Genomic DNA, 22,362 nt, shown 5'->3' with positions numbered 1-22,362 from the left:
GCCGGCGGCGCCACCCCCTCCCCGAAGCGGTGAATCAGTGCTTCAATGCTTCCATGGCCTACCGACGCACCGCCGCCGTACAAGCCCGCCTGGACGCCCAGCGCGAGGCGGTGCTGGAGTCGGCGGTCGGCCTGCTCGCCGAGCGCGGCTACGGCGGCTGCACCATGGCCGCCGTGGCGGACCGTGCCGGGATCGCCACCGGCAGCCTCTACCAGCACTTCGCCAACAAGGCCGAGCTCTCGGTGCAGCTGTTCCGCCGGGTGGTCACCCATGAGATCGACGCGGTGAACGCCGCCGTCGCCCGCCGGGAGACCCCGCAGCAGCGGATCGCGGCCGTGGTCGAGACCTTCGCCGCCCGCGCCCTGCGCGCGCCCCGGCTGGCGTACGCGCTGCTGGTCGAGCCGGCCGACGCGGTCGTGGACGGCGAACGCCTGGTGTTCCGGCGGGCGTTCCGGGACGTGATCGCCACCGAGATCGCCGCCGCCGTGGCGAAGGGCGAACTCCCCGAGCAGGACCCGGTGCTGACCGCCGCCGCCCTGGTCGGCGCGGTCGGCGAGGCCCTGGCCGGACCGCTCGCGGCCGCGCCCGGAAGCAACGTCCACGGAAGCAGCGCACCCGGAAGCGGCGCACCCGGAAGCAGTGCACCCGGGAGCAGCGCACCCGAAAGCGAGGGGGCCACCGCTGCGGTGGTCCCCGCCCTGGTCTCCTTCACCCTGCGTGCCCTGGGAGGACGCGATGACAGCGACGCATGAGGTCACCAACCAGGTGCCCCTGCCGTACGGACACGACACCGCCGCCGACCCCGCCCTGCTCGCCGCCCTGCACCGGGCCGACGCCGGCTGGGCCGAGCCCGAACTGCGTGAACTCGGCCGACTGGCCGGGTCCGAGCAGGCCGCCGAGTGGGGCCGGCTCGCCAACGAGCACCCGCCCGTGCTGCGCACCCACGACCGCTTCGGCCACCGGATCGACGAGGTCGAGTTCCACCCGTACTGGCACGAGCTCATGCGCACCGCCGTCTCGCACGGCCTGCACGCCGCGCCCTGGCGGGACGACCGGCCCGGCGCCCACTCCGCCCGCGCCGCCAAGTTCTTCGTCTGGGGCCAGGTCGAGGCCGGCCACACCTGCCCGATCTCGATGACCTACGCCGCCGTCCCGGCGCTGCGCGCGAACCCCGCCCTGGCCGGGGAGCTGGAGCCGTTGCTGGCCTCGACGGAGTACGACTACGGGCTGCGCGAGCCGCGCACCAAGCGCGGGCTGATCGCCGGCATGTCGATGACCGAGAAGCAGGGCGGCTCGGACGTCCGCACCAACACCACCTCCGCGAGCCCGCAGCCGGACGGCACCTACCGGCTCACCGGCCACAAGTGGTTCACCTCGGCCCCGATGTCCGACCTCTTCCTGACGCTCGCCCAGGCCCCCGGCGGGCTCAGCTGTTTCGTGCTGCCGCGCGTCCTCCCGGACGGCGGCCGCAACCGGCTGCACCTGATGCGGCTCAAGGACAAGCTCGGCAACAAGTCCAACGCCTCCGCCGAGCTGGAGTACGACGGCGCGGTCGGCTGGCTGGTCGGCGAGGAGGGCCGCGGGGTGCAGACCATCATCGAGATGGTCAACATGACCCGCCTCGACTGCACCATCGGCGCCGCCTCCGGCATGCGCTACGGCACCACCCGGGCGGTCCACCACGCCCTGCACCGGCGGGCGTTCGGCAAGGCGCTGGTCGACCAGCCGCTGATGCGCAACGTGCTGGCCGACCTGACGGTGGAGTCCGAGGCCGCCACCCTCGTCGCGATGCGCCTCGCCCAGACCACCGACCGCGCCCTGGCCGGTGACGAGACCGAGGCGCTGGTGCGGCGGCTGGGCCTGGCGGTGGCCAAGTACTGGGTGTGCAAGCGCGGTCCGGCGCACGCCGCCGAGGCGCTGGAGTGCCTGGGCGGCAACGGCTACGTCGAGGAGTCCGGGATGCCCCGGCTCTACCGCGAGGCGCCGCTGGTGTCGATCTGGGAGGGCTCCGGCAACGTCGCGGCCCTGGACGCGCTGCGCGCCATGGCCAAGCGCCCGGACACCGTCGAGGCCTTCCTCGGCGAACTCGACGCCGCCGCCGGCGCGGACCGCCGACTGGACGCGGCCGTCGCCGAACTGCGCAAGCAGCTCGGCGACGTGACCGACCTGGAGTACCGCACCCGCCGGCTGGTCGAGTCGATGGCGCTGGCCTTCCAGGGCTCGCTGCTGGTCCGGTACGGCAGCCCGGCGGTGGCCGACGCCTTCTGCGCCACCCGCCTGGGCGGGGACCACGGCGCCGCCTTCGGCACCCTGCCCTCCGGCGTCGACACCGCCGCGATCATCGACCGAGCCCGCCCGGTGCCCGTGTGAACGCCCAGGACGCCCAGGACGCCCAGGATGTTCAAGACGCCCAAGACACCCCGGACGCTCAAAACGCTCAGGAGACGGCGGACGTGAGGAGCTTCTGGCAGGCCCTGGGCCTGCCGGGGCTGATCGACGTGCACACCCACTTCATGCCGCAGAACGTCCTCGACAAGGTGTGGGCGTACTTCGACGCGGCCGGCCCGCTGGTGAACCGCCCCTGGCCGATCACCTACCGGGAGGCCGAGGAGCAACGCGTGCGGCGGCTGCGGGAGTTCGGCGTCCGCGCGTTCACCTCGATGCTCTACCCGCACAAGCCCGGCATGGCCGCCTGGCTGAACGCCTGGGCCGCCGACTTCGCCGCCCGCACCCCGGACTGCCTGCACACCGCGACCTTCTTCCCCGAGCCCGGCGCGGCCGGTTACGTGGCGCGGGCGGTCGAGGACGGCGCCCGGGTGTTCAAGGCGCACCTCCAGGTCGGCGGCTACGACCCGACGGACCGGGCACTGGACGAGGTCTGGGGGTTGCTCGCCGAGACCGGCACCCCGGTCGTCACCCACTGCGGATCCGGGCCGGTGCCGGGCGAGTTCACCGGTCCCGGCCCGATCGGCGAGGTGCTCAAGCGGCACCCCGGCCTGGTCCTGGTGGTCGCCCACCTCGGCATGTCCGAGTACGGAGACTTCCTCGACCTGGCCGAGCGCCACCCGGCCGTCCGGCTGGACACCACCATGGCGTTCACCGACTTCGCCGAGGCCGACGCGCCGTTCCCGCGCGAGGAGCTGCCGCGGCTGCGCGGGCTGCGGGAGCGGGTGCTGCTCGGCAGCGACTTCCCCAACATCCCCTACCGGTACGTCCACCAGCTGGAGGCGCTGGCCGGGCTGGGGCTGGGGGAGGAGTGGCTGCGGGCGGTCTGTCACGACAACGCGGCGGCCTTGTTCAACCTCACCTGACGTCAACCTCACCTGACGTCAACCTCACCTGACGTCACCCTCACCTGAGTTCAGCCCCAACTGATTTCAACCCCAGCCGGGTTCAACCCCGGCTGACCGCCCGCAGGACCTCCACCGCGTCCGCGTGCAGCCCGGGTGCGGCGGCGAGGAAGCTGTCGGAGGCGGCCGTCCAGGCCGCCCCGGCGGCGTCCGTCACCGCCGCGCCCGCCTCGCTCGCGATCAGCGCGCCGGGCAGCAGGTTGCCCGCGTCCGGGCCGTACTCCCAGAACAGCGCCAGGTGCCCGGAGCCGACCTGGGCCACCTGTAGTGCGGTCGGGCCGAGGTTGCGCACCGCCAAGGCCGCGCCCGCCATCGCGGACAGCGACTCGCCGGCCCGGCGCAGCGCCACCGGGTCGGAGGCCACCAGCGGCGGTTGGCTGGTGGCGGCGACGGCGGCCCTCAACTCGCGCTCCGGCGGCGCGATCGGCCGCCCGTCCAGTCGGGCCCCGCCGCCCAGCACCGCCCGGTAGGTGCGGCCCGCGCCGAACAGCTCCGGGGCGTGCACCACGGCCAGCACGGCCGCGCCGTCCCGCACCAGTGCCGCCGTCACCGCCCAGTGCGGCTGCCCGAGCAGGTACTGCACCGCGCCGTCGGTCGCGTCGCACATCCACCACTCGCCCTCGGCGGGCACCGAGCCGTCCAGCTCCTCCGGTACCCACCCGGCCTGCGGGTACAGCGCGGTCAGTCGTTCGCGCAGTTCGGCGGCGGCCGGGCCGTCCAGCTCGGTGAAACGCGCCAGCGCCTCCTCGGCGGTCCGGGCCGGGACGGGATCGACCGGACGCCGGGCCGCCAGCCCCGCGCCGACCGCGCGCACCGCGGCCTCCACCCCCTCCGCCAGCGCCCACAGCTCCGTCACGTCCATCACGTGCATCACGTCCATCACGTCCGTCGTGTTCATCGTGCTCATCGCGGTGACTCCCTCTCGGCTCCCGGGCCGGAACGCCGTCCGGCCGCGCACGACAAGGAGTACCGTCGGCGCTGCCGAACAGGACGCACAAGCATCGCCAAGTGACGGAGATCGGACACCATGGATCTTGCGACGACCGATCCGGACACCGTCCTGGACACCCTCGACCGCCGCCTGGTCTGCGCGCTGCAGGTGGACGGACGGGCCGAGCCCGGCCGGATCGCCGAGGTGCTGGGCGTCTCCGCCCGGACGGTCACCCGCCGTCTCGGCCGGATGCGGGAGGCCGGGGTGCTACGGGTGGTCCGGATGCCCGACGTCGAGGACGCCGCCGTGGGCGCCCTGCTGCTGCGGGTCCGGGTGCTGAGCGGCCGGGCGGACGCCATCGCCCGGGCGATGGCCGATCGCCCCGACGTGCCCTTCGTCGACGTGATGCTCGGCGGGCACGAGGTCGGCGCCGTCATGCTGAGCGACACCGGGGCCCGCGACCGCCTGCTGTACGGGCAGTTGCCCGCGACCGGAGCCGTCACCGAGACCACCACCCACGCCGTGCTGCACGCCTTCTCCGACGCCGGGCAGTGGCAGGCCGGCTACCTGACCGGGCCGGAGGCCGCCGCGCTCGCCCGGCCCGTCGTCCCGCGCCGCGCCGCACCCCCGCCGCTGGACGGCCTCGACCGCGCGCTGCTGGACCGGCTGGAGGAGGACGCCCGGCAGTCCCACGCCGTGCTGGCCGGAGCGGTCGGCGCGCCCGAGTCGACGGTGCGGCGCCGCCTGCACCGGCTGGACGAGGCCGGACTGCTGCGCACCCACGCCACCGTGGACCCGAGGCTGCTCGGCATGGCCGTGGACGCCAACCTCTGGCTGGACGTGCCGCCCGGCCGGCTCGCGGAGGTCGGTGCCGCGCTGGCCCGCCACCCGCAGGTGCACGGGGTGTTCGCCACCAGCGGCCCGACCAACCTGCTGGCCACGCTGTTCTGCCCGGACCACGACGGCCTCTACCGCTTCCTGACCGACACCCTCGGCCCGCTCGGGGTCGCCCGCGCCGAGACCACGATCACCGCCCGCGCGGTGAAGCGGGCGGGCGTGCTGCTCCGGCAGCCGCGCAGGCCGTGAGCCGAAGGCCCTTACCTGCGAGGTAATCGACGCCGGCCGACCGGCCGGGCAGGGTGGAGGCACCCGGTCGGCGCCGCGGCCGCCGGGATCCCCGACCCCGTCAGGAGGCCGATCCGCCATGTCCGCCGGTACGCGTCACGCCAGCACCCGCACGCCCGTCGCCTCCACACTGTCGCCGTGGAGCGTGCGCGGCGCCCTCGGCCTGGACGCCCTCGTGACCGGTGGCAACGGCCTGGCCTATGTGGTTTTCCCCGGCCCGCTCGGCGAACTGCTCGGCATCGGCCGCACCGCCCTGCTGGGCCTCGGACTCTTCCTCGTCGGCTACGCCCTGGCGGTCGGCGTGCTGGCCGCTCGCCGGAGCCCGCACCGGTTGGCCGTCCTGACCGTGGCCGGCCTCAACATCGTCTGGACGGTGCTCAGCCTGGTCGCGCTCACCGTCGGGCCGGAGCCGACCGTGGCGGGCACCGTCTGGATCCCGGCCCAGGCCGCCGTGGTGGCCCTGTTCGCCGTCCTGCAGCTCACCGCCCTGCGCCGGAACGGCAACCGGACCGAGGTTCCCTAGCCTTCCGGGCCCACCACGGACTGCAGGAAGCGGACCGTCTCGGCGTCGGCCGGCAGGAAGGTCTCCATCGCCAGCTCGGAGACGGTCACGTCCAGCGGGGTGTTGAAGGTCGCGATGGTGGACAGGAAGGAGAGCACCCGCCCGTCGTGCCGGATCCGCAGCGGCAGCGCGAACGGGGAGTTGCCCTCGGCGGCGTCCTCGGTCGGGTCGTCGGCCGGCTCGGGATAGCCGCGGACCTCCTCGTACAGCTGCCGCAGCGGCTCGGCGCGGACCAGTTCCAGCTGCTGCTCCATCCGTTCCAGCAGGTGCCGCCGCCACTGCCGGTGGTTGACGATGCGCGGCGCCAGCCCGTCCGGGTGGAGGGTGACCCGGATCGCGTTGAACGGCGGCTGGAGCAGGTGCGGGGCGACGCCGTCCAGCAGCAGGGCCAGCGAGCGGTTGGTCGCGAGCACCCGGAAGGCTCCGTCGACGACCACCGCCGGGTACGGGTCGTGGGCGGCGAGCAGCCGCTCGATGCCGCCGCGCAACGCGTCCATCGACGGGTCGTCCAGCGGCGTCTCGGAGTACTGCGGGGCGTAGCCGGCCGCGAGCAGCAGGGTGTTGCGCTCGCGCACCGGGACGTTCAGCTGCTCGGCCAGCCGCAGCAGCAGCTCCCGGCTCGGGCGGGCGCGGCCGTTCTCGACGAAGCTGAGGTGCCGGGCCGAGGAGTCCGCCCGCAGTGCCAGTTGCAGCTGGCTGAGCTGTCGTCGCTCCCGCCAGCCGCGCAGCAGCGGGCCGACGCCGGTCCCCGTGGGGCTGCCCATGCCCGCCATGATCGTCATGGCCAAGGACGGTACTCGAACCAACCCGGTCGGCGGGAGGGGGAGGAGAGGAGGGGAAGCGAGGGGAGGGGGAGGCGGCTCAGGCGCCGGTGGTCGACCCCGGGCGGACGATCATCAGCACCACGACCACGGCCCACAGCAGGTTGAACACCCCGGCGGTCATCGGCAGCAGCCGCAGGCCGTTGACGGCCTTGGTGCGCTGCTCGTCCTGGGCTTCGAGGCCGAGCGCGTCCACGGCGGCCTGCTGGCCGGGCAGGACGAACAGCAGCAGGGAGAGCGCGGCGATGGCGGTGAGCACCATGGAGGCGATCATCCAGGACTGCCCGAGCACGTCCATCACCTGCGCCAGTCCGATGCCCAGCACCGGTACGGCGACGCCCAGCAGCGCGTAGACCTGGGTGATCCGGTGCAGGACGCGCAGCACACCCGCGTCCGAGGCCTGGTCCGGCCCGCCGGCCAGCGCGGCCTTCGCGCGGCGCGGGAACATGCTGACGGCCACCGCGACCGGGCCTATGAACAGGACCGACGCGAGGACGTGCAGGCTCAGCAGGAACTTGGCCATGGCGGGGCACCCTTTGATCCGGTGGGCAGCTGGGTCGGCGGGCATGCGCCGTCGGCGCGCCCACGACCAGGCACGCTAACACCGCTTATCCGCAGGCCCCGTGCTCGGGTGCCCGCTCACCCCACCGCGACCGGCCCGGTTCAGCCCGCCGTGGTCAGCCGTACGACGCGCGGCGGGGCGGTGCTGACCGCCGCGACGACGGCGCCGTGCTCCGGGTCGGTCCAGTCGAGCAGGTGCAGGTCCTCGAACCGGCTGCGCAGCGGGGCGCCGGGCGGGACGTCCAGCGGCAGGGCGGCGAGGTCGACCTGTCCGAGGGTGTCCAGGGTGGTTCGGCCGATCTTGATCAGCGACTCCTTGCGCACCCACTGCCGCAGGAACGCCTGGTCCGGCTCGGGGGCCGCCTCGACCAGGGCGAGCTCGGCGGGGGTGAGCACCCGGCGGGCGACCGCGCGCAGCGATCCGCCCCGCGCGGACAGCTCGACGTCCACGCCGACCGGCTGGTACCCGGCCCCGGCCGCGACCACGCCCCGGGTGTGGGACAGGCTCACGTGCACCCCCGGGTGGTCCGGCAGGTAGGGCTTGCCGTGGTCGGCGAGCCCGCAGTCCGGGCACCGCTGGGCCAGGACGAGTTCCGCCGCCGGGACGCCGAGCAGCCGGGCGGCGCAGAGCCGGACCAGCACGTGTCCGGCGGTGAAGTCGATCCGCCCGGACTCCTGCCGGAAGCGCGCGGCGCGCTCCTGTTCGAGTGCGGTGAGCAGGTGCTCGCCCGCCTCGGGGTGCCGCAGCACGTCGTCGGCGGACGCGACGGCGACGAGCGGCGCGCTCTGGTCCTGGGCCTCGGTGGTCATGCCCTCCAACCTAGCCCGTTCGGCCGTCGCCCGACCGTCGACCGGGGGTTTGGAGTGGGTGGGGAGCCGTCGTTGGTCCGATCAGCTGATTTCCATATCAGAACTGAGGCTCTGTAGGGTGTAAAAGTCCGATTTAGTGTTGGATGTCCCGGATCTGCGTGTTCGACAGCAGATCACACAGAACCTGGCAGGTCGTCGGGACCTGTCCGTTGCCACGCGCGGAGGAATTGTCGATGGCTCAGACCACCGGCTCGCCGAGACACAGGGCGGCCACCACGAGAAGAAGAACCACCGGCCGTCGCCGGGCCGTCCGGATCGCCGCGGCGACCGTCGTCACCGCGGTTCCGCTGGCCGCCGTGCTGACGGTCGGTTCGGCCGCCCCGCTGGCCCCGCCCCTGGGCGCCTGCTCCGGGCCCGACTGCCCCGCGACCTGGCCGCCGGTGCACAACGGCGACTTCCCCGGGCGGGACGCCACGATCAACGTCTTCACCGGCGGCGACTACACGGTGAACGGCCGCGCGGCCGAGGCCGAGGGCAAGGTCGTCGCGCTGGGGAACCTGACCATCGACAAGGACGGCGGCGGCGCCTACAACATGGGCGTCGTGGGCGTCGGCTCGCGCGTCGTCCCGCCGAACGGCAGCGACTTCGTCACCACCGGCGGCAACGTCGACGTGCGGCCCGCCAACCAGATCCTGATCGGCGGCATCGACTCCAGCGGCACGGCCTTCGGCAACCTGCGCCACGCGGGCAGCGCCACCGGCACCATCAACATCGACCCCACCGGCGAGTTGATCCAGGACTCGAACGCGGCCGCGCCGTACCGGGAGGTGCTGACCCAGATCGAGGAGGTCTCCGCCTGCGTCGGGCGGACCGCCGCGACCGGCACCGTCGACATATCCGCCAGCGAGGCGACCTTCACCGGTGACGGGACCAGCATGAAGCAGGTCTTCAACGTCACTCGGAACCTCGCCTCGCCGAGCGGCGGGCAGATCGGCCTGGTCTTCAACAACATCCCGGCCGGGGCCACCGTCGTGGTGAACATGCTCGGGGACAGCCCGGTCATCAACACCTACACGGGCACCGGGCTGGCGGGGGACCAGACCACCGAGATGCGCTCGAAGCTGATGTACAACTTCCCGACCGCGACCTCGGCCCAGATCCTCGGCAGCGCCCAGTTCCAGGGGTCCGTCCTGGCCGGCAACCCGGCCGGCACCACGACCATCTCCGAGCCCGGCATGAACGGCCGGGTGTACCTCGCGGGCAACCTGATCCACACCGGCTCCGGCGGCTACGAGCTCCACAGCTACCCGTTCGACGGGGACCTGCCGGACTGCCAGGCGACGCCGAGCCCGACGCCGACGCCGACGGGTACGCCGACTTCGTCGACGCCGACGCCGACGGATACGCCGACTTCGCCGACGCCGACGCCTACGGATACGCCGACCTCTCCGACGCCGACGCCGACGGATACGCCGACTTCGCCGACGCCGACGCCGACGGGCACGCCGACTTCGCCGACGCCGACGCCGACGGGCACGCCGACTTCGCCGACGCCGACGCCTACGGGCACGCCGACCTCTCCGACGCCGACGCCCACGAACACGCCGACCTCCCCGGGGCCGACCTCTCCGGCGCCGACGTCCCCGGCGCCGACCTCGCCGACGTCCCCGACCGCGAGCGCGACCACGTCGAGCGCGGCCCCCGCCCCGACCGGGGACCGCCCGACTGAGAACCCGGGCAGCGAGTACCCGGCCGGGCAGCCTGGTGGCGACCACCCTGGTGGCGGCGGTCAGCTGCCCTCGACCGGCGCGGGCAACACCCCGGTGGTCTTCGGGCTGGCCGGTGCCGGCCTGCTCGGACTCGGTGGTCTCGCCGTCCTGGCCGCCCGCCGTCGCGGCCGCCACGGCTGACGGCACCCGTAGCGGCGAAGGCCGCCCGCGTCGATCCGACCGGGCGGCCTTCGCCGTGCCAGGGGGTTCGCCCTCAGGGGGCTTCGAAGAAGCGGTCCACCGTGCGCCGTTCGGCGGCGATCGCGTGGACCGGCTCGCCGACCACCCGGCCGGCCAGGGTGACGGCCAGTTCGCCGACGTCCTGCCGGAGCCGGTCGGACGCCTCGGCCCGGTCGGCGGTGATCCGGGCGTGCCCGGCGGCGAGGAACCGGTCGCGGTCCCGGGTGCCCTCGGCGCGGGCGAGGGCGATCGCGGCCGCGCCCCGCTCGGCGTACTCCTGCCGGATCCGGGCCGCCTCGTGGCGGGCGTCGGCGAGTTCCCGCAGGCCGGCGTCCTTGGTGGCCTCGGCCTCGGTGCGGACGGCCTCCGCGTGTTCGGTGCGGCCCTCGGTCGCGTCGCGCCGCTCGGCCAGCACTCGCTCGATGCGCGGGAACACGTGGCCGCCGAGCATCCACAGCATCAGGAAGAACAGTGCCAGGCCGAGGGCCAGCGCGAACGGTTCGGGCCTGAGCGGGCCGAGATCGATGTTCACGCAAACCTCCCCTTGGTCTGATGGACAGTCAAGGTGGAGGCTTCCCTGGTGTGATGGCGGTCGAACTTTTACCTGACCATGACTTGCGTCACGTCGCGTACTCCGTCATGTCACACGCGTTCATCTGCCGTACGGGCCGTTCGCGTCGCGTACGCCGGGGCGTCACTGGCCCATGACGTACTTGACGGTCGGCCCGGTGGTCCAGCCACCGTCCACCGCCAGTTCGGCACCGGTGACGTAGGAGGAGTCGTCGGAGAGCAGGTAGACCACGGCGGTGGCGATCTCGGGCGCCTCGCCGACCCGGCCCATCGGGGTGTTGGGGTAGTTGCCCTCGCCGCGCTGGATGCCGACCGAGGCGGTCATCGGGGTGTAGGTCATGCCCGGGTGCACCGAGTTGACCCGGATCCGCTCGTTGCCCAGCTCGACCGCGCCGATCTTGCTGAGGCCGCGCACGCCCCACTTGGAGGCGCCGTAGCCCGCGGTCAGCGCCAGGCCCATCAGTCCGGCCGCCGAGGAGATGTTGACGATCGAGCCGCCGCCGGCCGCCCGCATCGCCGGGACGACGGTCTTCATGCCGATGAACACGCCGGTCAGGTTGATGTCCAGGACCCTGCGGAAGTGCTCGACGCTCTCGTCCGCGAGCAGCGTGCCGGTGGAGATCCCGGCGTTGTTGACCAGGCCGTGCACCCCGCCGAACTCCGTCACCGCGAAGTCCGCCACGCGCTGCCAGTCCTCCTCCGAGGTCACGTCGTGCCGCACGAACCGCGCCCGCTCGCCGAGTTCGGCGGCGGTGGCCCTGCCGTCGTCCTCCAGGACGTCGGTGATCACCACGTTGGCGCCGGCCGCGACGGCGAGCCGGGCGGCCTCGGCGCCGAGGCCGCGCGCGCCGCCGGTGATGATGACGGTCTTGCCGGTGAGGTCGTTCATGACGGGTTCCTTCGGGGGGTGGGGGCGGAGAGCATGGCGGCGGACATCGCCGTCAGGTCGGCGAGGAAGGTCTCCTCGTCCGTCAGGGGGGTGGCCCCGGTGAGGTACTGCTGCGCCCGGTCGGCCAGCGCCGCGCCGATCAGGGTGAGGACCAGGTCGATCCGCTCCAGCCGGATCGGCTCCGGCAGTCCGGAGATCCGCTCCTCGATCAGTTCGATCAGCCGCCAGTAGCCGCCGCCCGCCAGGGTGGGGTGCGGGGTCCGGGTGCGGACTCCGCTGTTGTGGCTGATCTGGGCGGAGATTCGCAGGCAGTGCCGGCCCTGCCCGGTGCGCAGCTCGGTGGCCTCGGCGGCGACCAGGGCGCCGAGCAGTCCGGGCAGGTCCGCGTCCGCGAGTGCGGGCAGGCGCGGCGCGAGGGCCCGCTCGGTGCGCTCCTGGCGGCCGGCCATGATCGCGTCGAGCAGGCCCTCGCGGGAGCCGAAGTGGTACTGCACGGCGGACGGGTTGCTCTGTCCGGCCAGCCGGGTGATGTCCCTGGTCAGGGCGGCTTCCACGCCCCGGGTGGCGAAGAGTTCCTCCGCCGCCCGCAGCAGCCTCTCGCGGGTCTCGTGGCCCGCCGATGTCCTTGCCATGCACCCGAGATTAATACTGTGCATTATTAATGGCAACGGCGACGGGCCCGGCCCCTCCGGCTGAGGCCCTTCCGGGCCCGATCCCTCCGGTTACGTCACCTCGCCCCGGCGGGAGAAGCGCTCCTCCCGCCACTCGCCGCTCGCCAGCACCTCGGCCAACTGCCGGGCCGCGTCCCAGACCTCGGTGTACGAGAGGTAGAGCGGCGTGAAGCCGAAGCGCATCAGGTCCGGCGCGCGGAAGTCCCCGATCACCCCGCGGGCGATCAGCGCCTGCACCACCGGGTACCCGTCGGCGTGCCGCACCGCGACCTGGCTGCCCCGTCGGGCGTGCTCGCGCGGGGTCACCACCTCGACCCCGTTCAGGCCCTCGACCAGTGAGATGAACAGGTCGGTCAGTGCCAGGCTCTTGGCCCGTACGGCCGCCAGGTCGGCCCGCTCCCAGATGTCCAGCGAGGCTTCGAGCGCGGCCTGGCCGAGCAGTGAGGGCGAGCTGGTCAGGAAGCGGCCGATGCCCGGCTTCGGGTCGTACCCGGGCTCGAAGGCGAACGGGCGGGCGTGCCCGAACCAGCCGCTCAGCGGCTGTCGCGGGCCGGCCGCCAGGTGCCGCTCGGCGACGTACAGGAAGGCCGGCGAGCCGGGGCCGCCGTTCAGGTACTTGTAGGTGCAGCCGATCGCGAAGTCCGCGTTGGCAGCGCCGAGTTCGACCGGCAGCGCGCCCGTCGAGTGGCACACGTCCCAGATCATCAGGGCGCCCGAGGCCTGCACCCTGGCGGTGATCCCGGGCATGTCGAGCAGCTCGCCGGTGCGGTAGTCCACGTGCGACAGGACCACCGCGGCGACGTCGCCGTCCAGGTGCCGGTCCAGCTCCTCCGGGCGGATCAGCAGGCTGCGCCCGCCCTCGACCAGGCCGGTCACGCCCTCGGCGATGTACAGGTCGGTCGGGAAGGCCTCGGCGTCGCCGAGCACCGTGCGCCGGCCCGGGCGCAGCGCGATCGCCGCCGAGAGCACCTTGAACAGGTTCACCGAGGTGGTGTCGCAGACGACCACCTCCGCCGGACCGGCCCCGATCAGCGGCGCGATCCGCCGCCCCAGCCGGTAGGGCTGCTCGAACCAGCCGGCGTCGTTCCAGCTGCGGATCAGCTCCCGGCCCCACTCCCGCTCGACCACCTGCCGCACCCGCTCCGGCGTGCGCACCGGCAGCGCGCCCAGCGAGTTTCCGTCCAGGTAGACCACGCCGTCCGGCAGGGCGAACTCCTCCCGGAAGGCCGCCAGCGGGTCGGCGGCGTCCAGTGCGGCGCACTCCTCGCGCGTGATCATGCTCATCCCCTCGCTCCTCCGGTTCCCCATGTCCGTGGTCGTGCCCGTCACAGCACGTCCCGGATCGTCCACAGCTCCGGGAACACGTCCTGTTCGGCCGACTTGCGCAGCCAGGTCAGCCCGCTGGAGCCGCCGGAGCCGGGCTTGGCGCCCATGGTCCGCTTCACCGTGGACAGGTGGCGCTGGCGCCAGCGGGTGACCCGCTCCGCGACGTCCAGCAGTGCCTCGCCCAGCGGCCGGAGGTCGGCGGACTCCGGCTCGGTGTACACCCGCCGCCAGGCCGCCGCGACCTCCTCGGACGGGCGGTAGCGCTGCTCCGAGGGCTCCGGGTGCGGGGCCAGGCCGCGCCGGGCCAGCAGGGCCAGCGCCTCGTCGTACAGGCCGGGGGAGCGCAGCGCCTCGGTCAGCTCGGCCACCGTCCCGGGCATCCCGTCGTACATCGTCAGCAGCGCGGCGTTCTTGTTGCCCAGCAGGAACTCCAGCTGGAGGAAGGCCGAGGACTGGAAGCCGGAGGCCTCGCCGAACAGCGCGCGGAAGGAGTTGAACTCCTGCGGCGTCATGGTGGCCAGCAGGTCCCAGGACTCCACCAGCACGTCCTGCACGTGGGTGCCCCGGCGCAGCGCGGCCAGCGCGGCGGGCAGGTCGTCCTCGCGCAGCGCCTCCCGGGCGATCGTCCACTCGTGCCGCAGCAGGCCGAAGAGCAGTTCCATCACCTGCGTGGTGACGATGAACGACAGCTCGGCCGGCTCCTCGCTGCGCGGGTGCTGCAGGCCGTGCAGCTCCTCCAGCCGCACGTACTGCGCGTACGGGGTGCCCCGACCCGGCCGGCCGCCCCGACCGAACGACAGGTTGGGTGTCTCCACCGTGTCGTGCCCCATCCCGATCCCTCCTGGTCCGTCCGGGCCTGGTCGCCCGGGGCCGGTGGAGCGGACGGAGGTCCTGGCTTCACCGGGGAGCCCATTGTGCGGCGGTGCCGCCCCCGGTTTGAATGGTCGACGAGCACCGCAACCGCGCTCGGGGCTGTCGTTCGCGAGGTGTTCGGAAGATCTGCTTTACGAACGACAACCCGCTGGAAAACCGTCCGGAATCCGTCGGAAAACCGACGGTCCCCAACCGCTCCGGGAGCCGTCATGGATGCCGTCGACCGCCGTCTGCTGGCCGAGCTCCAGGCCGATGCCCGGCTCTCGTACAACGAACTCTCCCGCCGGGTGAGCCTGTCCGCACCCGCGGTGGCCGAACGGGTCCGCCGCCTGGAGGCCGACGGGGTGATCAGCGGCTACCACGCCCACGTCGACCTCGCCCGGGCCGGACTGCCGATCACCGCGCTGGTCCAGGTGCAGTGCTACGGCCCGCGCTGCGTCCTGCGCGATCCCGAGGTGGCGACCTGGCCCGAGGTGCTCCAGCTGCACCGGGTCACCGGCGGGGCCTGCTGCGTGCTGCTGGTCGCGGTGCCCACGATGGCCGAGTTCGAGGCGCTCTGCGACCGCCTCGGCGGCTACGGCCCGCCGGCCAGCTCGATGATCCTCTCCAGCCCGGTGCCCTGGCGGCCCGTGGTGCCGTAGCGGCCCGGGCGCCTGGCCCTGACGCGGACGTGAAGGAGTAGCTTCCTCGGCATGCCGAACGAGCGCCACATCCTGCTGCTGCCCGGGAGCCTGCGGGCCGGCTCCTCCAACGAGACCGTGCTGCGCACGGCCGCCGCCGTGGCCGCCGCCGCGCCGGGCCTGCGGACCACGTACTACGCCGGGCTGGCCGGGCTGCCGCACTTCAACCCGGACCACGACACCGACCCGCTGCCGGAGCCGGTGGCCGGGCTGCGGGCCGCGATCGAGGCCGCCGACGCGCTGCTGGTCTGCACCCCCGAGTACGCGGGGACGCTGCCGGGCTCCTTCAAGAACCTGCTGGACTGGACGGTCGGCGGGGTGGAGATCTCGGACAAGCCCACCGGCTGGATCAACTGCGCCGCGCCGGGCCGGGGCCAGGGCGCCGAGGCCACCCTCCGGACCGTCCTCGGCTACACCGGCGTGGCCGTGCTGGACGAGGCCTGCGTCCGGATCCCGCTGGAGCGCGGGGCGGTCGGCCCGGACGGGCTGATCGCCGACCCGCTGGTGCGCGAGCGGATCGGCGGGGTGCTGGCCCGGCTGGTGGCGGGCTGATCGCCGGGATCCGACTCAGTACCCGGCCGGCAGGTTCACCCCGAGCCCGGACAGGCCCTCCAGGAACAGTTCGACGCCGACCGCCGCGAGCAGCAGCCCGAGCAGCCGGGACAGCACCTCCAGCGAGGTGCGGTGGGTGCGGCGCATCAGCGGTGCGAGCACGGCCACGCACAGGTAGTTGAACACCACGACGGCCACGTAGGCGCCGGAGACGGAGGCCTTCCAGCCCCAGTCGCCGCGGTTGAGTGAGGCGACCAGGACGGCGGTGATGGCGAGCGGGCTGGCGATGTACGGCAGCAGCAGTTCGCGGATGCCGTCCGCCAGCGGGTTCGTCAGGTGTTCGTCGTCGTCGCCGTCCGTGCCGAGGTGGATGCCGAAGACCAGTGCGACCGCGTAGACGAAGAAGATCGCTCCGCCCGCGAGCCGGAGCGACTGGTCGCTGATGTGGAACAGCGTGGTGACCTCGTCCGCCCCGAAGCCGAGCACCAGGCCGATCAACGCGGAGATGAGCGTGCTCCACGCCGCCAGCCGCCGCAGCTCCCGGTTGCTGCGGGTGGCGGCCAGCCGGGTGAAGGCCAGCAGGGTCTTCGGCGGGCCGACCACGGCGAAGAAGGTGATGAACGCGCTGCTCAGGTTGAAGACGAACATGGGCCCAGCATGACCGCGGGCCCCCGGGCGGCCGGTTCGCCACGCCCCGGGGTCGGGCGTGGCGTGAATCTCCCGGCGGCGCGGTTCATTCCGGCCCGGCGGCGAATTCGCCCGGATGGCGGCCCCGACTCGAACGGGTGCGCGCTCTCGGGTGCCATGGAGGTAGGTAGGACCACCCCTCCGCCGGAAACGAGGAAGCGACATGTGCCTGAACCGTAAGGACCTGGGCCTGCTGGCCCTGCGCGGCGCGGTCGGCGGGGTGCTGATCGCGCACGGCACCCAGAAGCTGTTCGGCTGGTTCGGCGGCGGCGGCCTGGAGGGCACCACCCAGGCTATGGAGCACATGGGTTTCCACCCGGCCCGGGAGAGCGCGATCGCGGCGGGCGTCGGCGAGGCGGGCGGCGGCGCGCTGCTGGTGGCCGGGCTGGCCACCCCGGCCGCCGGCGCGGTGGTGGCCGGGACGATGGCGGGCGCGGTGGCGGTGCACGCCCCGGCCGGCTTCTTCGCGACCTCCGGCGGCTACGAGTACCCGGCCTTCCTCGGGGCGGCCGGGCTGGCGCTCGGCCTGGCGGGCGCCGGGCGGTACTCACTGGACCACCTGACCGGGCACGTCTTCGACCGGGCGTGGGTCGGCCTGGCGTCCTTCGTGGCGAGTGCCGCGGGGGCGTACGGCGTGGTCGCCCGGCGGCGGCACGAGGTGCGGCTGCGCGAGGAGCGGGCGGCGGTGGAGGCGGACGCGCAGGAGGGTTCGGGGCTGTCCTGACGGCCTCGTCGCCCGCTCCGGCGCGCACCCCGGCGCCCGTCCTGTCGCCCGCCCGGCACGCACCCTCGGAACGCGCCCCGGCGCCCGTCCCGTCACCCGGAGGAAGCACCCCTGCTGGCGGGGGCGGTGGGCGGCTCGGAGGGTGGGCGGGGAGACGTGCCGGGCAGCCCGGTACCGGGAAGGAACGAGGGACCGCATGGACCGCCAGCCGCTCACCCGGGCCGGCTCGAAGCCCCCGGCCAGGGCCACCGTGCAGGACTCGTCGGCCCCGCTGATGAGCCGTCGGAACGGCTTGGTGGCCCTGGTGTTGATCTCCGCACTGATCGGTGCGGCGGCGCTGGCCGGGTGCTCCTCCGAGAAGGGTGCGAGCAGCTCCGCGAGCTCGGCGGCGGGCGCGGTGCGGCAGGCGGCGAGCGCCGCCGCCTCCGCCGCCTCCGCCGCGTCGGCACTCGCCTCGGCGATCGGCGGGGCGATCGGTGGGGCGGCCGGTGGAGCCGCCTCGGCGCTCGCCTCGATCGAGGCCCGGGCCTCGGAGGCGGCCTCCGCCGCTTCCTCGGCGGTGGCCGGGATCAAGGGCGGGCTGGACGCCAAGGCGGACGTGGCCGTCGGGGCGGTGACCACCGGCTCGGACGGCAGGGCGCAGGCGCAACTGACCGTCACCAACCACGGGCAGCAGTCGTACCGGTACGTGATCCAGGTGAACTTCACCGACGGCTCCGGCGGCGTGCTGGACGCGGTCGCGGTGACCGTCCAGGACGTGGCCGTCGGGCACAGCGTCCAGGCCACCGCGCGCAGCAACCGGAGCCTCCCGGGCGGGACCGGGGCCGAGGTGGCGAACGCCGTCCGCTACTGATTCCCGGCCGGTCGGGCCTCGGCCCGCACCCCTGCTCCGACCAGGGGTGGAACCTTAAGCGCGACTCAAGTGCCAACAGGACCCCTTGACGGGGGAGTTGGTCTAGTCCATTTTTATTGCCCAGGTGCAGGGAGCCCCTGAACCGGCGTCACCGGCTTCGGCCGGGGGCGCCGGTTCGGCACATCCCGGTGTCCGTCAAGGCCTGATCCCGCTCGATTCCCCACCCTGACCTGTCATGTCCCGGTCGTCCGGCCCCACCCCGGACGTGCACGCCCCCGGGGCGACGGAACCCCCACAACCAGGAGTCACGCACCCATGCTGCGCTCACGTATCGAAAGGGCCGGGACGCCGGCTCCGGACGGCGCCCGCCGACGCCGTCCGAAGAGCCTGGCCGCCATCGCGGCCGGCACCACCGCCTCCCTGCTGCTCGGCGCGGGCCTCGCGCTGACCGGCGGCGCCTCGGCCAACGCCGCGACCACCAACTCCACCGGCGCGCCCGCCACCAGCGGCGGCATCAAGGTCGCGTACTACGACCAGTGGTCGGTCTACGCGAACGCGTACTACCCCAAGACGATCCAGGACACCGGCGTCGCCGGGAAGCTGGACTACCTGATCTACGACTTCGCCAACATCAGCCCGACCGACCTGGGCTGTTTCGAGGCCACCAAGGCCGCGGACACGAACGACAACAACCCCAACGCGGGTGACGGCGCCGCCGACGCGTTCGCCGACTACCAGAAGAGCTTCGGCGCGGACATCTCGGTCGACGGCGTCGGCGACGTCTGGAACCAGCCGATCGCGGGCAACTTCAACCAGCTGAAGAAGCTGAAGGCGAAGAACCCGAACCTCAAGGTCCTGCTCTCGATCGGTGGCTGGACCTACTCCAAGTACTTCTCGTCGGCCTCGGCCACGGACGCCTCGCGCAAGCACCTGGTGTCGTCCTGCATCGACATGTTCATCAAGGGCAACCTGCCCAGCGACGCCGGCTTCGGCGGCCCGGGCTCGGGGGCCGGTGTCTTCGACGGCATCGACATCGACTGGGAGTACCCGGGCGGCGGCGGCCACACCGGCAACATCTCCAGCCCGGCCGACAAGCAGAACTTCACCCTGCTGCTGCAGGAGTTCCGCAACCAGCTGGACGCGCAGGGCAAGGCCGACAACAAGACCTACGCCCTGTCGGCGGCGGTCGGGGCCGGCCAGGACAAGATCGCGAACGTCGAGACCGACAAGATCGGTCAGTACCTGACCTTCCTCGACGTCATGACCTATGACATGCACGGCGGTTGGGACGCGCAGGGCCCGACCAACCACCAGGCCGCGCTCTACGCGGGCCCGAACGACCCGTCGACCCCGGTCAAGCCGGGCAACGGCAAGTACTCGATCGACAACGCCATCAAGGCGTGGACGGTCGGCGACTCGCAGTACGGCATCCCCGGCGGCTTCCCCGCCAACAAGATCAACATGGGTGTGCCGTTCTACTACCGCGGCTGGACCGGCGTGAAGGACAACGGCCAGCACGGCCTGTTCCAGCCCGCCACCGCCCCGGCGACCGGCGCGGCGATGTCCGGCAACGTCGCGGGCATCCAGATGTACAAGGAGCTCACGGGCTTCGTCGACAACCCCTCCAAGACCTTCTGGGACGACGCGGCGCAGGCCACGTACTTCTACGACGGCAACACCTTCTGGAGCGGTGAGGACGCCCGGTCCATCCAGGCCAAGCTCGACTACGCGCACTGCAACGGCCTCGGCGGCTCCTTCGCCTTCTCGCTGTACGACCTGGGCACCAACACCACCCTGTTCGACAAGATGGTGAGCGCCACCAACGGCTCCGCGTCCGCCTGCCCGGCCCCGCCGGCGCCGACCGGTTCGGCGACCCCGACCCCGACCCCGACCGGCACGGTGACCCCGACTCCGACCCCGACCGGCACGGTGACCCCGACCCCGACCCCGACCAACACCCAGACCACGCCTCCGCCGGTCTGCTCGGCCGCCCCGAGCTGGGACCCGAACACCACCTACGCGGCCGGCGGCACCAAGGTCTCGTGGAAGGGCCACTACTACACCAACAAGTGGTGGACCAAGGGCGACGACCCGAGCCTCAGCGGCCAGTGGGGCGTCTGGACCGACAACGGTCCCTGCTGAGCGGCTGACCGCCTGAGGGCCTGACGGACCCTCGCCGCACCTGAACGGAACGAGTCCGGCCCGCCGGGGGAGCACCCCCGGCGGGCCGGACTTCGTCGTTCACCGGCCGGGCCGGCCGTCGTCCCGGCTCACTCGGCCAGGTCGGCGGTGCGCCCGAGCGCGTCCGGCTGGCTCTCCTCGATCCGCCGCAGCATCCGGGCCAGCAGGCCGGAGAGCGCCGAGCGCTCCTCGCCCGCGAGGTCCTGCAGCAGCTCCTCCTCGAACACCGCGGCCATCCGCATCGACTCCAGCCACTTGTCGCGGCCGTTCTCGGTCAGCTCGATGATCACCCGAACCCGGTTGGACTCGTCCCGCTCCCGGGTGACCAGGTCCTCGGCCACCATCCGGTCGATCCGGTGCGTCATCGCGGCCGGGGTGAGCCCGAGCCGCTTGGCCAGCTCGCCCGGCCCCAGCCGGTACGGGCTGCCGGACACCACCAGCGCCTTGAGCACCTCCCACTCGGCGGACGTGATTCCGAGCACGGTCAGCTGCCGGTCGTACGCCACGCCCATCCGCCGGGAGACCCGGTTGAGGGTCTGCACGATCGTCTCCACCTGGGGGTCCACGGTGGGGAACTCCCGCTGGTAGAGCGCCACCTGCTCGGCGATGCCGAACTCCAGGGGGGTGGCCGGCGCGGGCTTGTCGGCAGCCGGCGACGGCTTGTCCGTAGTCATGCGGACCAGTGTCGCACGGAAGTGCACCTCTTAAGCCTTTGACTCCGCAGTCTTCTGGTGCTAAGACTTTATCCCGACAGAGTTTAGGTCTGAAATCTTCTGGGCTTAAGAGTTCCAGGAGAAACCAGGAAGGGATGTGCACGGTGACCGGCACGGTGAAGCAGCAGAGGCAGCAGCGACGCGGGGCGGGCGGCCCGCTGCGCCGCGTCCAGATCGGCAACGCGCTCAGTGCGTTCGGCAGCGGGTTCACGATGCCGTACATGTTCGTGTACGTGGACCAGGTGCGCGGGCTGGGCTCGCTGGCGGCCGGGATGGTGTTCACCGTCTTCGCGCTGGCGGCACTCGCCGTCCTCCCGTTCACCGGGCGCGGCATCGACAGGTACGGTCCCCGGCCGGTGCTGCTGGCGGGTACGGCGCTCGCCGCCACCGGTGCGTTCGCCTTCGGTCACGCCACCGGCACCCCGGCCCTGCTGGTCTCCTCCTTCCTGTTCGGCGCGGGTGTCACCACCTGCCAGCCGGCGCTCGCCACGATGATCGTCCGCTGCTCGACGGCGGCGACGCGCTCGCACGCCTTCGCGCTCCAGTTCACCCTGGTCAACCTGGGCATGGGCATCGGTGCGCTGGTCGGCGGGCAGATCGTGAACGTGGCCGACCCGGCCAGCCTCACCCGGCTGTTCACCATCGAGGCGGCGACGTTCCTCGGCCTGGCCCTGGTCACCGGCACCGCCCGGATGCCCAAGGTCCAGCTGAGCGCCGTCCACGAGCGGACCGACGGCCCGACCGGCCTGCGGGCCCTGCTCGCGGACAAGGCGATGGTGCGGCTCAGCATCCTCGCCGGGCTGATCTTCTTCACCTGCTACGGCCAGTTCGAGTCCGGTGTCGCGGCCTTCGCCACCGACACCGTCGGCACCGCGCCCTCCACCCTGGGCTTCGCGATCGGTGCCAACGCGCTGACCATCGTGGTCCTGCAGATGTTCATGGTGCGGATCACCGCGCGCCGCCGCCGCACCACCGCGATGGCCGCGGCCGGCGTGGTCTGGCTCGGCGCCTGGGCGATGGCCCTGGTGGCCGGTCTGATCCGGACCGAGACCATGGCCGCCACGGTCGCCATCGTCTCGATATACGCCCTCTTCGGCGTCGGCGAGTCGCTGCTCGCGCCCACCATGGGCCCGATCGTCGCGGACCTCGCCCCGGCCCGGCTGCTCGGCACCTACAACGCCGGGTACGCCCTGGTGAAGCAGATCGCGATCGCGGTCGGCCCGGCCGTCGGCGTGCTGCTGGTCGGCTCCGGCACCTGGCCGCTCTACCTGGCGGCCATGGCGGGCTCGACGCTGCTGATCGTCGCCCTGGCGCTGCGGCTGCGGCCGTACCTCACGCCGGAGCAGGACAACGCGGCCCCGGCCGTGGTCCACACCGTCCAGGTCCGGGAGCTCCAGACCGCCGCGTGACAACAGGCACGCAAGGGTGTTCGAGCGGGTCCCGGCCAGGTCACCTGGCCGGGGCCCGTCGCGCTTGGCTTCCCGGGCACCGCCACATAGTGTCAGTGGCTGTTGACCGCCCGGCCCCGGCCGGG

General features: G+C 73.1%; 23 protein-coding genes. 12 read left to right on the top strand and 11 right to left on the bottom strand.

The features are described from left to right. Positions 1-53: 53 nt before the first annotated feature. The 3 genes from RZ50_RS13215 (at position 54) to RZ50_RS13205 (ending at position 3,311) form a co-directional block, all read left to right on the top strand. Positions 54-752 (top strand): TetR/AcrR family transcriptional regulator, encoded by a 699-nt coding sequence (locus tag RZ50_RS13215; protein WP_196952581.1) that lies wholly within the window; start codon positions 54-56, stop codon positions 750-752. Further along, a complete protein-coding gene (locus RZ50_RS13210) occupies positions 736-2,370 on the top strand; it encodes an acyl-CoA dehydrogenase family protein (protein ID WP_196952580.1) in 1,635 nt (544 codons plus the stop codon). The genes RZ50_RS13215 and RZ50_RS13210 overlap by 17 nt, the downstream gene beginning before the upstream one ends. Positions 2,371-2,453: 83 nt before the next feature. After that, positions 2,454-3,311: an amidohydrolase family protein gene (locus RZ50_RS13205; protein WP_308271620.1), complete on the top strand. Its 858-nt coding sequence runs from the start codon at positions 2,454-2,456 to the stop codon at positions 3,309-3,311. An 82-nt stretch (positions 3,312-3,393) separates the two neighbouring features. Here the strand turns inward: RZ50_RS13205 and RZ50_RS13200 are convergent, their stop codons facing one another. Next, on the bottom strand, positions 3,394-4,257 hold the full coding sequence (locus RZ50_RS13200) for an inositol monophosphatase family protein (RefSeq protein ID WP_254802473.1): 864 nt from the start codon (positions 4,255-4,257) through the stop codon (positions 3,394-3,396). Positions 4,258-4,377: 120 nt separating this feature from the next. On the opposite strand from RZ50_RS13200, the gene RZ50_RS13195 reads away from it, so the two are divergent. Both RZ50_RS13195 and RZ50_RS13190 read left to right on the top strand, forming a co-directional pair. Further along, positions 4,378-5,367, top strand: a complete 990-nt coding sequence (locus RZ50_RS13195) for an Lrp/AsnC family transcriptional regulator (RefSeq protein ID WP_196952579.1) — start codon at positions 4,378-4,380, stop codon at positions 5,365-5,367. A gap of 118 nt (positions 5,368-5,485) precedes the next feature. Then, positions 5,486-5,929: a hypothetical protein gene (locus RZ50_RS13190; protein WP_196952578.1), complete on the top strand. Its 444-nt coding sequence runs from the start codon at positions 5,486-5,488 to the stop codon at positions 5,927-5,929. On the opposite strand, the gene RZ50_RS13185 is transcribed toward RZ50_RS13190, so the two are convergent. The 3 genes from RZ50_RS13185 to RZ50_RS13175 form a co-directional block, all read right to left on the bottom strand. Next, positions 5,926-6,750: a helix-turn-helix domain-containing protein gene (locus RZ50_RS13185; RefSeq protein WP_196952577.1), complete on the bottom strand. Its 825-nt coding sequence runs from the start codon at positions 6,748-6,750 to the stop codon at positions 5,926-5,928. The two genes, RZ50_RS13190 and RZ50_RS13185, sit on opposite strands and share 4 nt — an antisense overlap. Before the next feature lie 79 nt (positions 6,751-6,829). Continuing rightward, the gene (locus RZ50_RS13180) at positions 6,830-7,312 is read right to left on the bottom strand and encodes a DUF2269 family protein (protein WP_196952576.1); all 483 of its coding nucleotides are present in this window, start codon (positions 7,310-7,312) and stop codon (positions 6,830-6,832) included. A 140-nt stretch (positions 7,313-7,452) separates the two neighbouring features. Beyond that, on the bottom strand, positions 7,453-8,160 hold the full coding sequence (locus RZ50_RS13175; protein WP_196952575.1) for a 4'-phosphopantetheinyl transferase superfamily protein: 708 nt from the start codon (positions 8,158-8,160) through the stop codon (positions 7,453-7,455). Between the two features lie 233 nt (positions 8,161-8,393). Here RZ50_RS13175 and RZ50_RS13170 point away from each other — a divergent pair, with 233 nt between their 5' ends. Beyond that, complete coding sequence (locus tag RZ50_RS13170) at positions 8,394-10,070, top strand: choice-of-anchor A family protein (protein ID WP_196952574.1); 1,677 nt, start codon at positions 8,394-8,396, stop codon at positions 10,068-10,070. A gap of 73 nt (positions 10,071-10,143) precedes the next feature. Here the strand turns inward: RZ50_RS13170 and RZ50_RS13165 are convergent, their stop codons facing one another. The 5 genes from RZ50_RS13165 to RZ50_RS13145 form a co-directional block, all read right to left on the bottom strand. Then, on the bottom strand, positions 10,144-10,641 hold the full coding sequence (locus RZ50_RS13165; protein ID WP_308271619.1) for a hypothetical protein: 498 nt from the start codon (positions 10,639-10,641) through the stop codon (positions 10,144-10,146). Positions 10,642-10,803: 162 nt separating this feature from the next. Beyond that, entirely contained in the window at positions 10,804-11,568 is a 765-nt protein-coding gene (locus RZ50_RS13160; protein WP_196952573.1) for a glucose 1-dehydrogenase, read from the bottom strand. After that, a complete protein-coding gene (locus tag RZ50_RS13155) occupies positions 11,565-12,200 on the bottom strand; it encodes a TetR/AcrR family transcriptional regulator (protein WP_196952572.1) in 636 nt (211 codons plus the stop codon). Before RZ50_RS13155 ends, RZ50_RS13160 begins: the two co-directional genes overlap by 4 nt. A gap of 90 nt (positions 12,201-12,290) precedes the next feature. Next, positions 12,291-13,523 (bottom strand): kynureninase, encoded by a 1,233-nt coding sequence (gene kynU / locus RZ50_RS13150; RefSeq protein WP_196952571.1) that lies wholly within the window; start codon positions 13,521-13,523, stop codon positions 12,291-12,293. A gap of 41 nt (positions 13,524-13,564) precedes the next feature. Next, positions 13,565-14,395: a tryptophan 2,3-dioxygenase gene (locus RZ50_RS13145; protein WP_196952570.1), complete on the bottom strand. Its 831-nt coding sequence runs from the start codon at positions 14,393-14,395 to the stop codon at positions 13,565-13,567. Positions 14,396-14,647: 252 nt separating this feature from the next. Between RZ50_RS13145 and RZ50_RS13140 the strand changes: the two genes are divergently transcribed. Both RZ50_RS13140 and RZ50_RS13135 read left to right on the top strand, forming a co-directional pair. Next, entirely contained in the window at positions 14,648-15,079 is a 432-nt protein-coding gene (locus RZ50_RS13140; RefSeq protein ID WP_196952569.1) for an Lrp/AsnC family transcriptional regulator, read from the top strand. Between the two features lie 51 nt (positions 15,080-15,130). Further along, complete coding sequence (locus RZ50_RS13135; RefSeq protein ID WP_196952568.1) at positions 15,131-15,670, top strand: NADPH-dependent FMN reductase; 540 nt, start codon at positions 15,131-15,133, stop codon at positions 15,668-15,670. Between the two features lie 15 nt (positions 15,671-15,685). Here the strand turns inward: RZ50_RS13135 and RZ50_RS13130 are convergent, their stop codons facing one another. Beyond that, positions 15,686-16,318 carry a MarC family protein gene (locus RZ50_RS13130; protein WP_196952567.1) on the bottom strand — a complete coding sequence of 211 codons (633 nt, stop codon included), beginning with the start codon at positions 16,316-16,318 and terminating at the stop codon, positions 15,686-15,688. Positions 16,319-16,520: 202 nt separating this feature from the next. Here RZ50_RS13130 and RZ50_RS13125 point away from each other — a divergent pair, with 202 nt between their 5' ends. The 3 genes from RZ50_RS13125 to RZ50_RS13115 all read left to right on the top strand — a co-directional run bounded on the left by RZ50_RS13125 (position 16,521) and on the right by RZ50_RS13115 (position 20,076). Continuing rightward, positions 16,521-17,081, top strand: coding sequence for a DoxX family protein (locus RZ50_RS13125; RefSeq protein WP_196952566.1), 561 nt, complete (start codon positions 16,521-16,523; stop codon positions 17,079-17,081). A gap of 196 nt (positions 17,082-17,277) precedes the next feature. Then, positions 17,278-17,934: a hypothetical protein gene (locus RZ50_RS13120; protein WP_254802472.1), complete on the top strand. Its 657-nt coding sequence runs from the start codon at positions 17,278-17,280 to the stop codon at positions 17,932-17,934. Between the two features lie 315 nt (positions 17,935-18,249). Then, a complete protein-coding gene (locus tag RZ50_RS13115; RefSeq protein ID WP_196952565.1) occupies positions 18,250-20,076 on the top strand; it encodes a glycosyl hydrolase family 18 protein in 1,827 nt (608 codons plus the stop codon). Positions 20,077-20,204: 128 nt separating this feature from the next. Here the strand turns inward: RZ50_RS13115 and RZ50_RS13110 are convergent, their stop codons facing one another. Further along, positions 20,205-20,789, bottom strand: a complete 585-nt coding sequence (locus RZ50_RS13110; RefSeq protein WP_196952564.1) for a MarR family winged helix-turn-helix transcriptional regulator — start codon at positions 20,787-20,789, stop codon at positions 20,205-20,207. A 143-nt stretch (positions 20,790-20,932) separates the two neighbouring features. Between RZ50_RS13110 and RZ50_RS13105 the strand changes: the two genes are divergently transcribed. Further along, positions 20,933-22,237, top strand: coding sequence for an MFS transporter (locus tag RZ50_RS13105; protein ID WP_308271618.1), 1,305 nt, complete (start codon positions 20,933-20,935; stop codon positions 22,235-22,237). The last annotated feature ends 125 nt before the right edge of the window (positions 22,238-22,362 follow it).

The sequence above is a fragment of the Kitasatospora sp. SUK 42 genome, from assembly GCF_015776785.2.
Lineage (GTDB): Bacteria > Actinomycetota > Actinomycetes > Streptomycetales > Streptomycetaceae > Kitasatospora.
The sequence above is the reverse complement of the archived record's forward strand: the minus strand, read 5'-3'. Positions and strand labels throughout refer to the sequence as shown.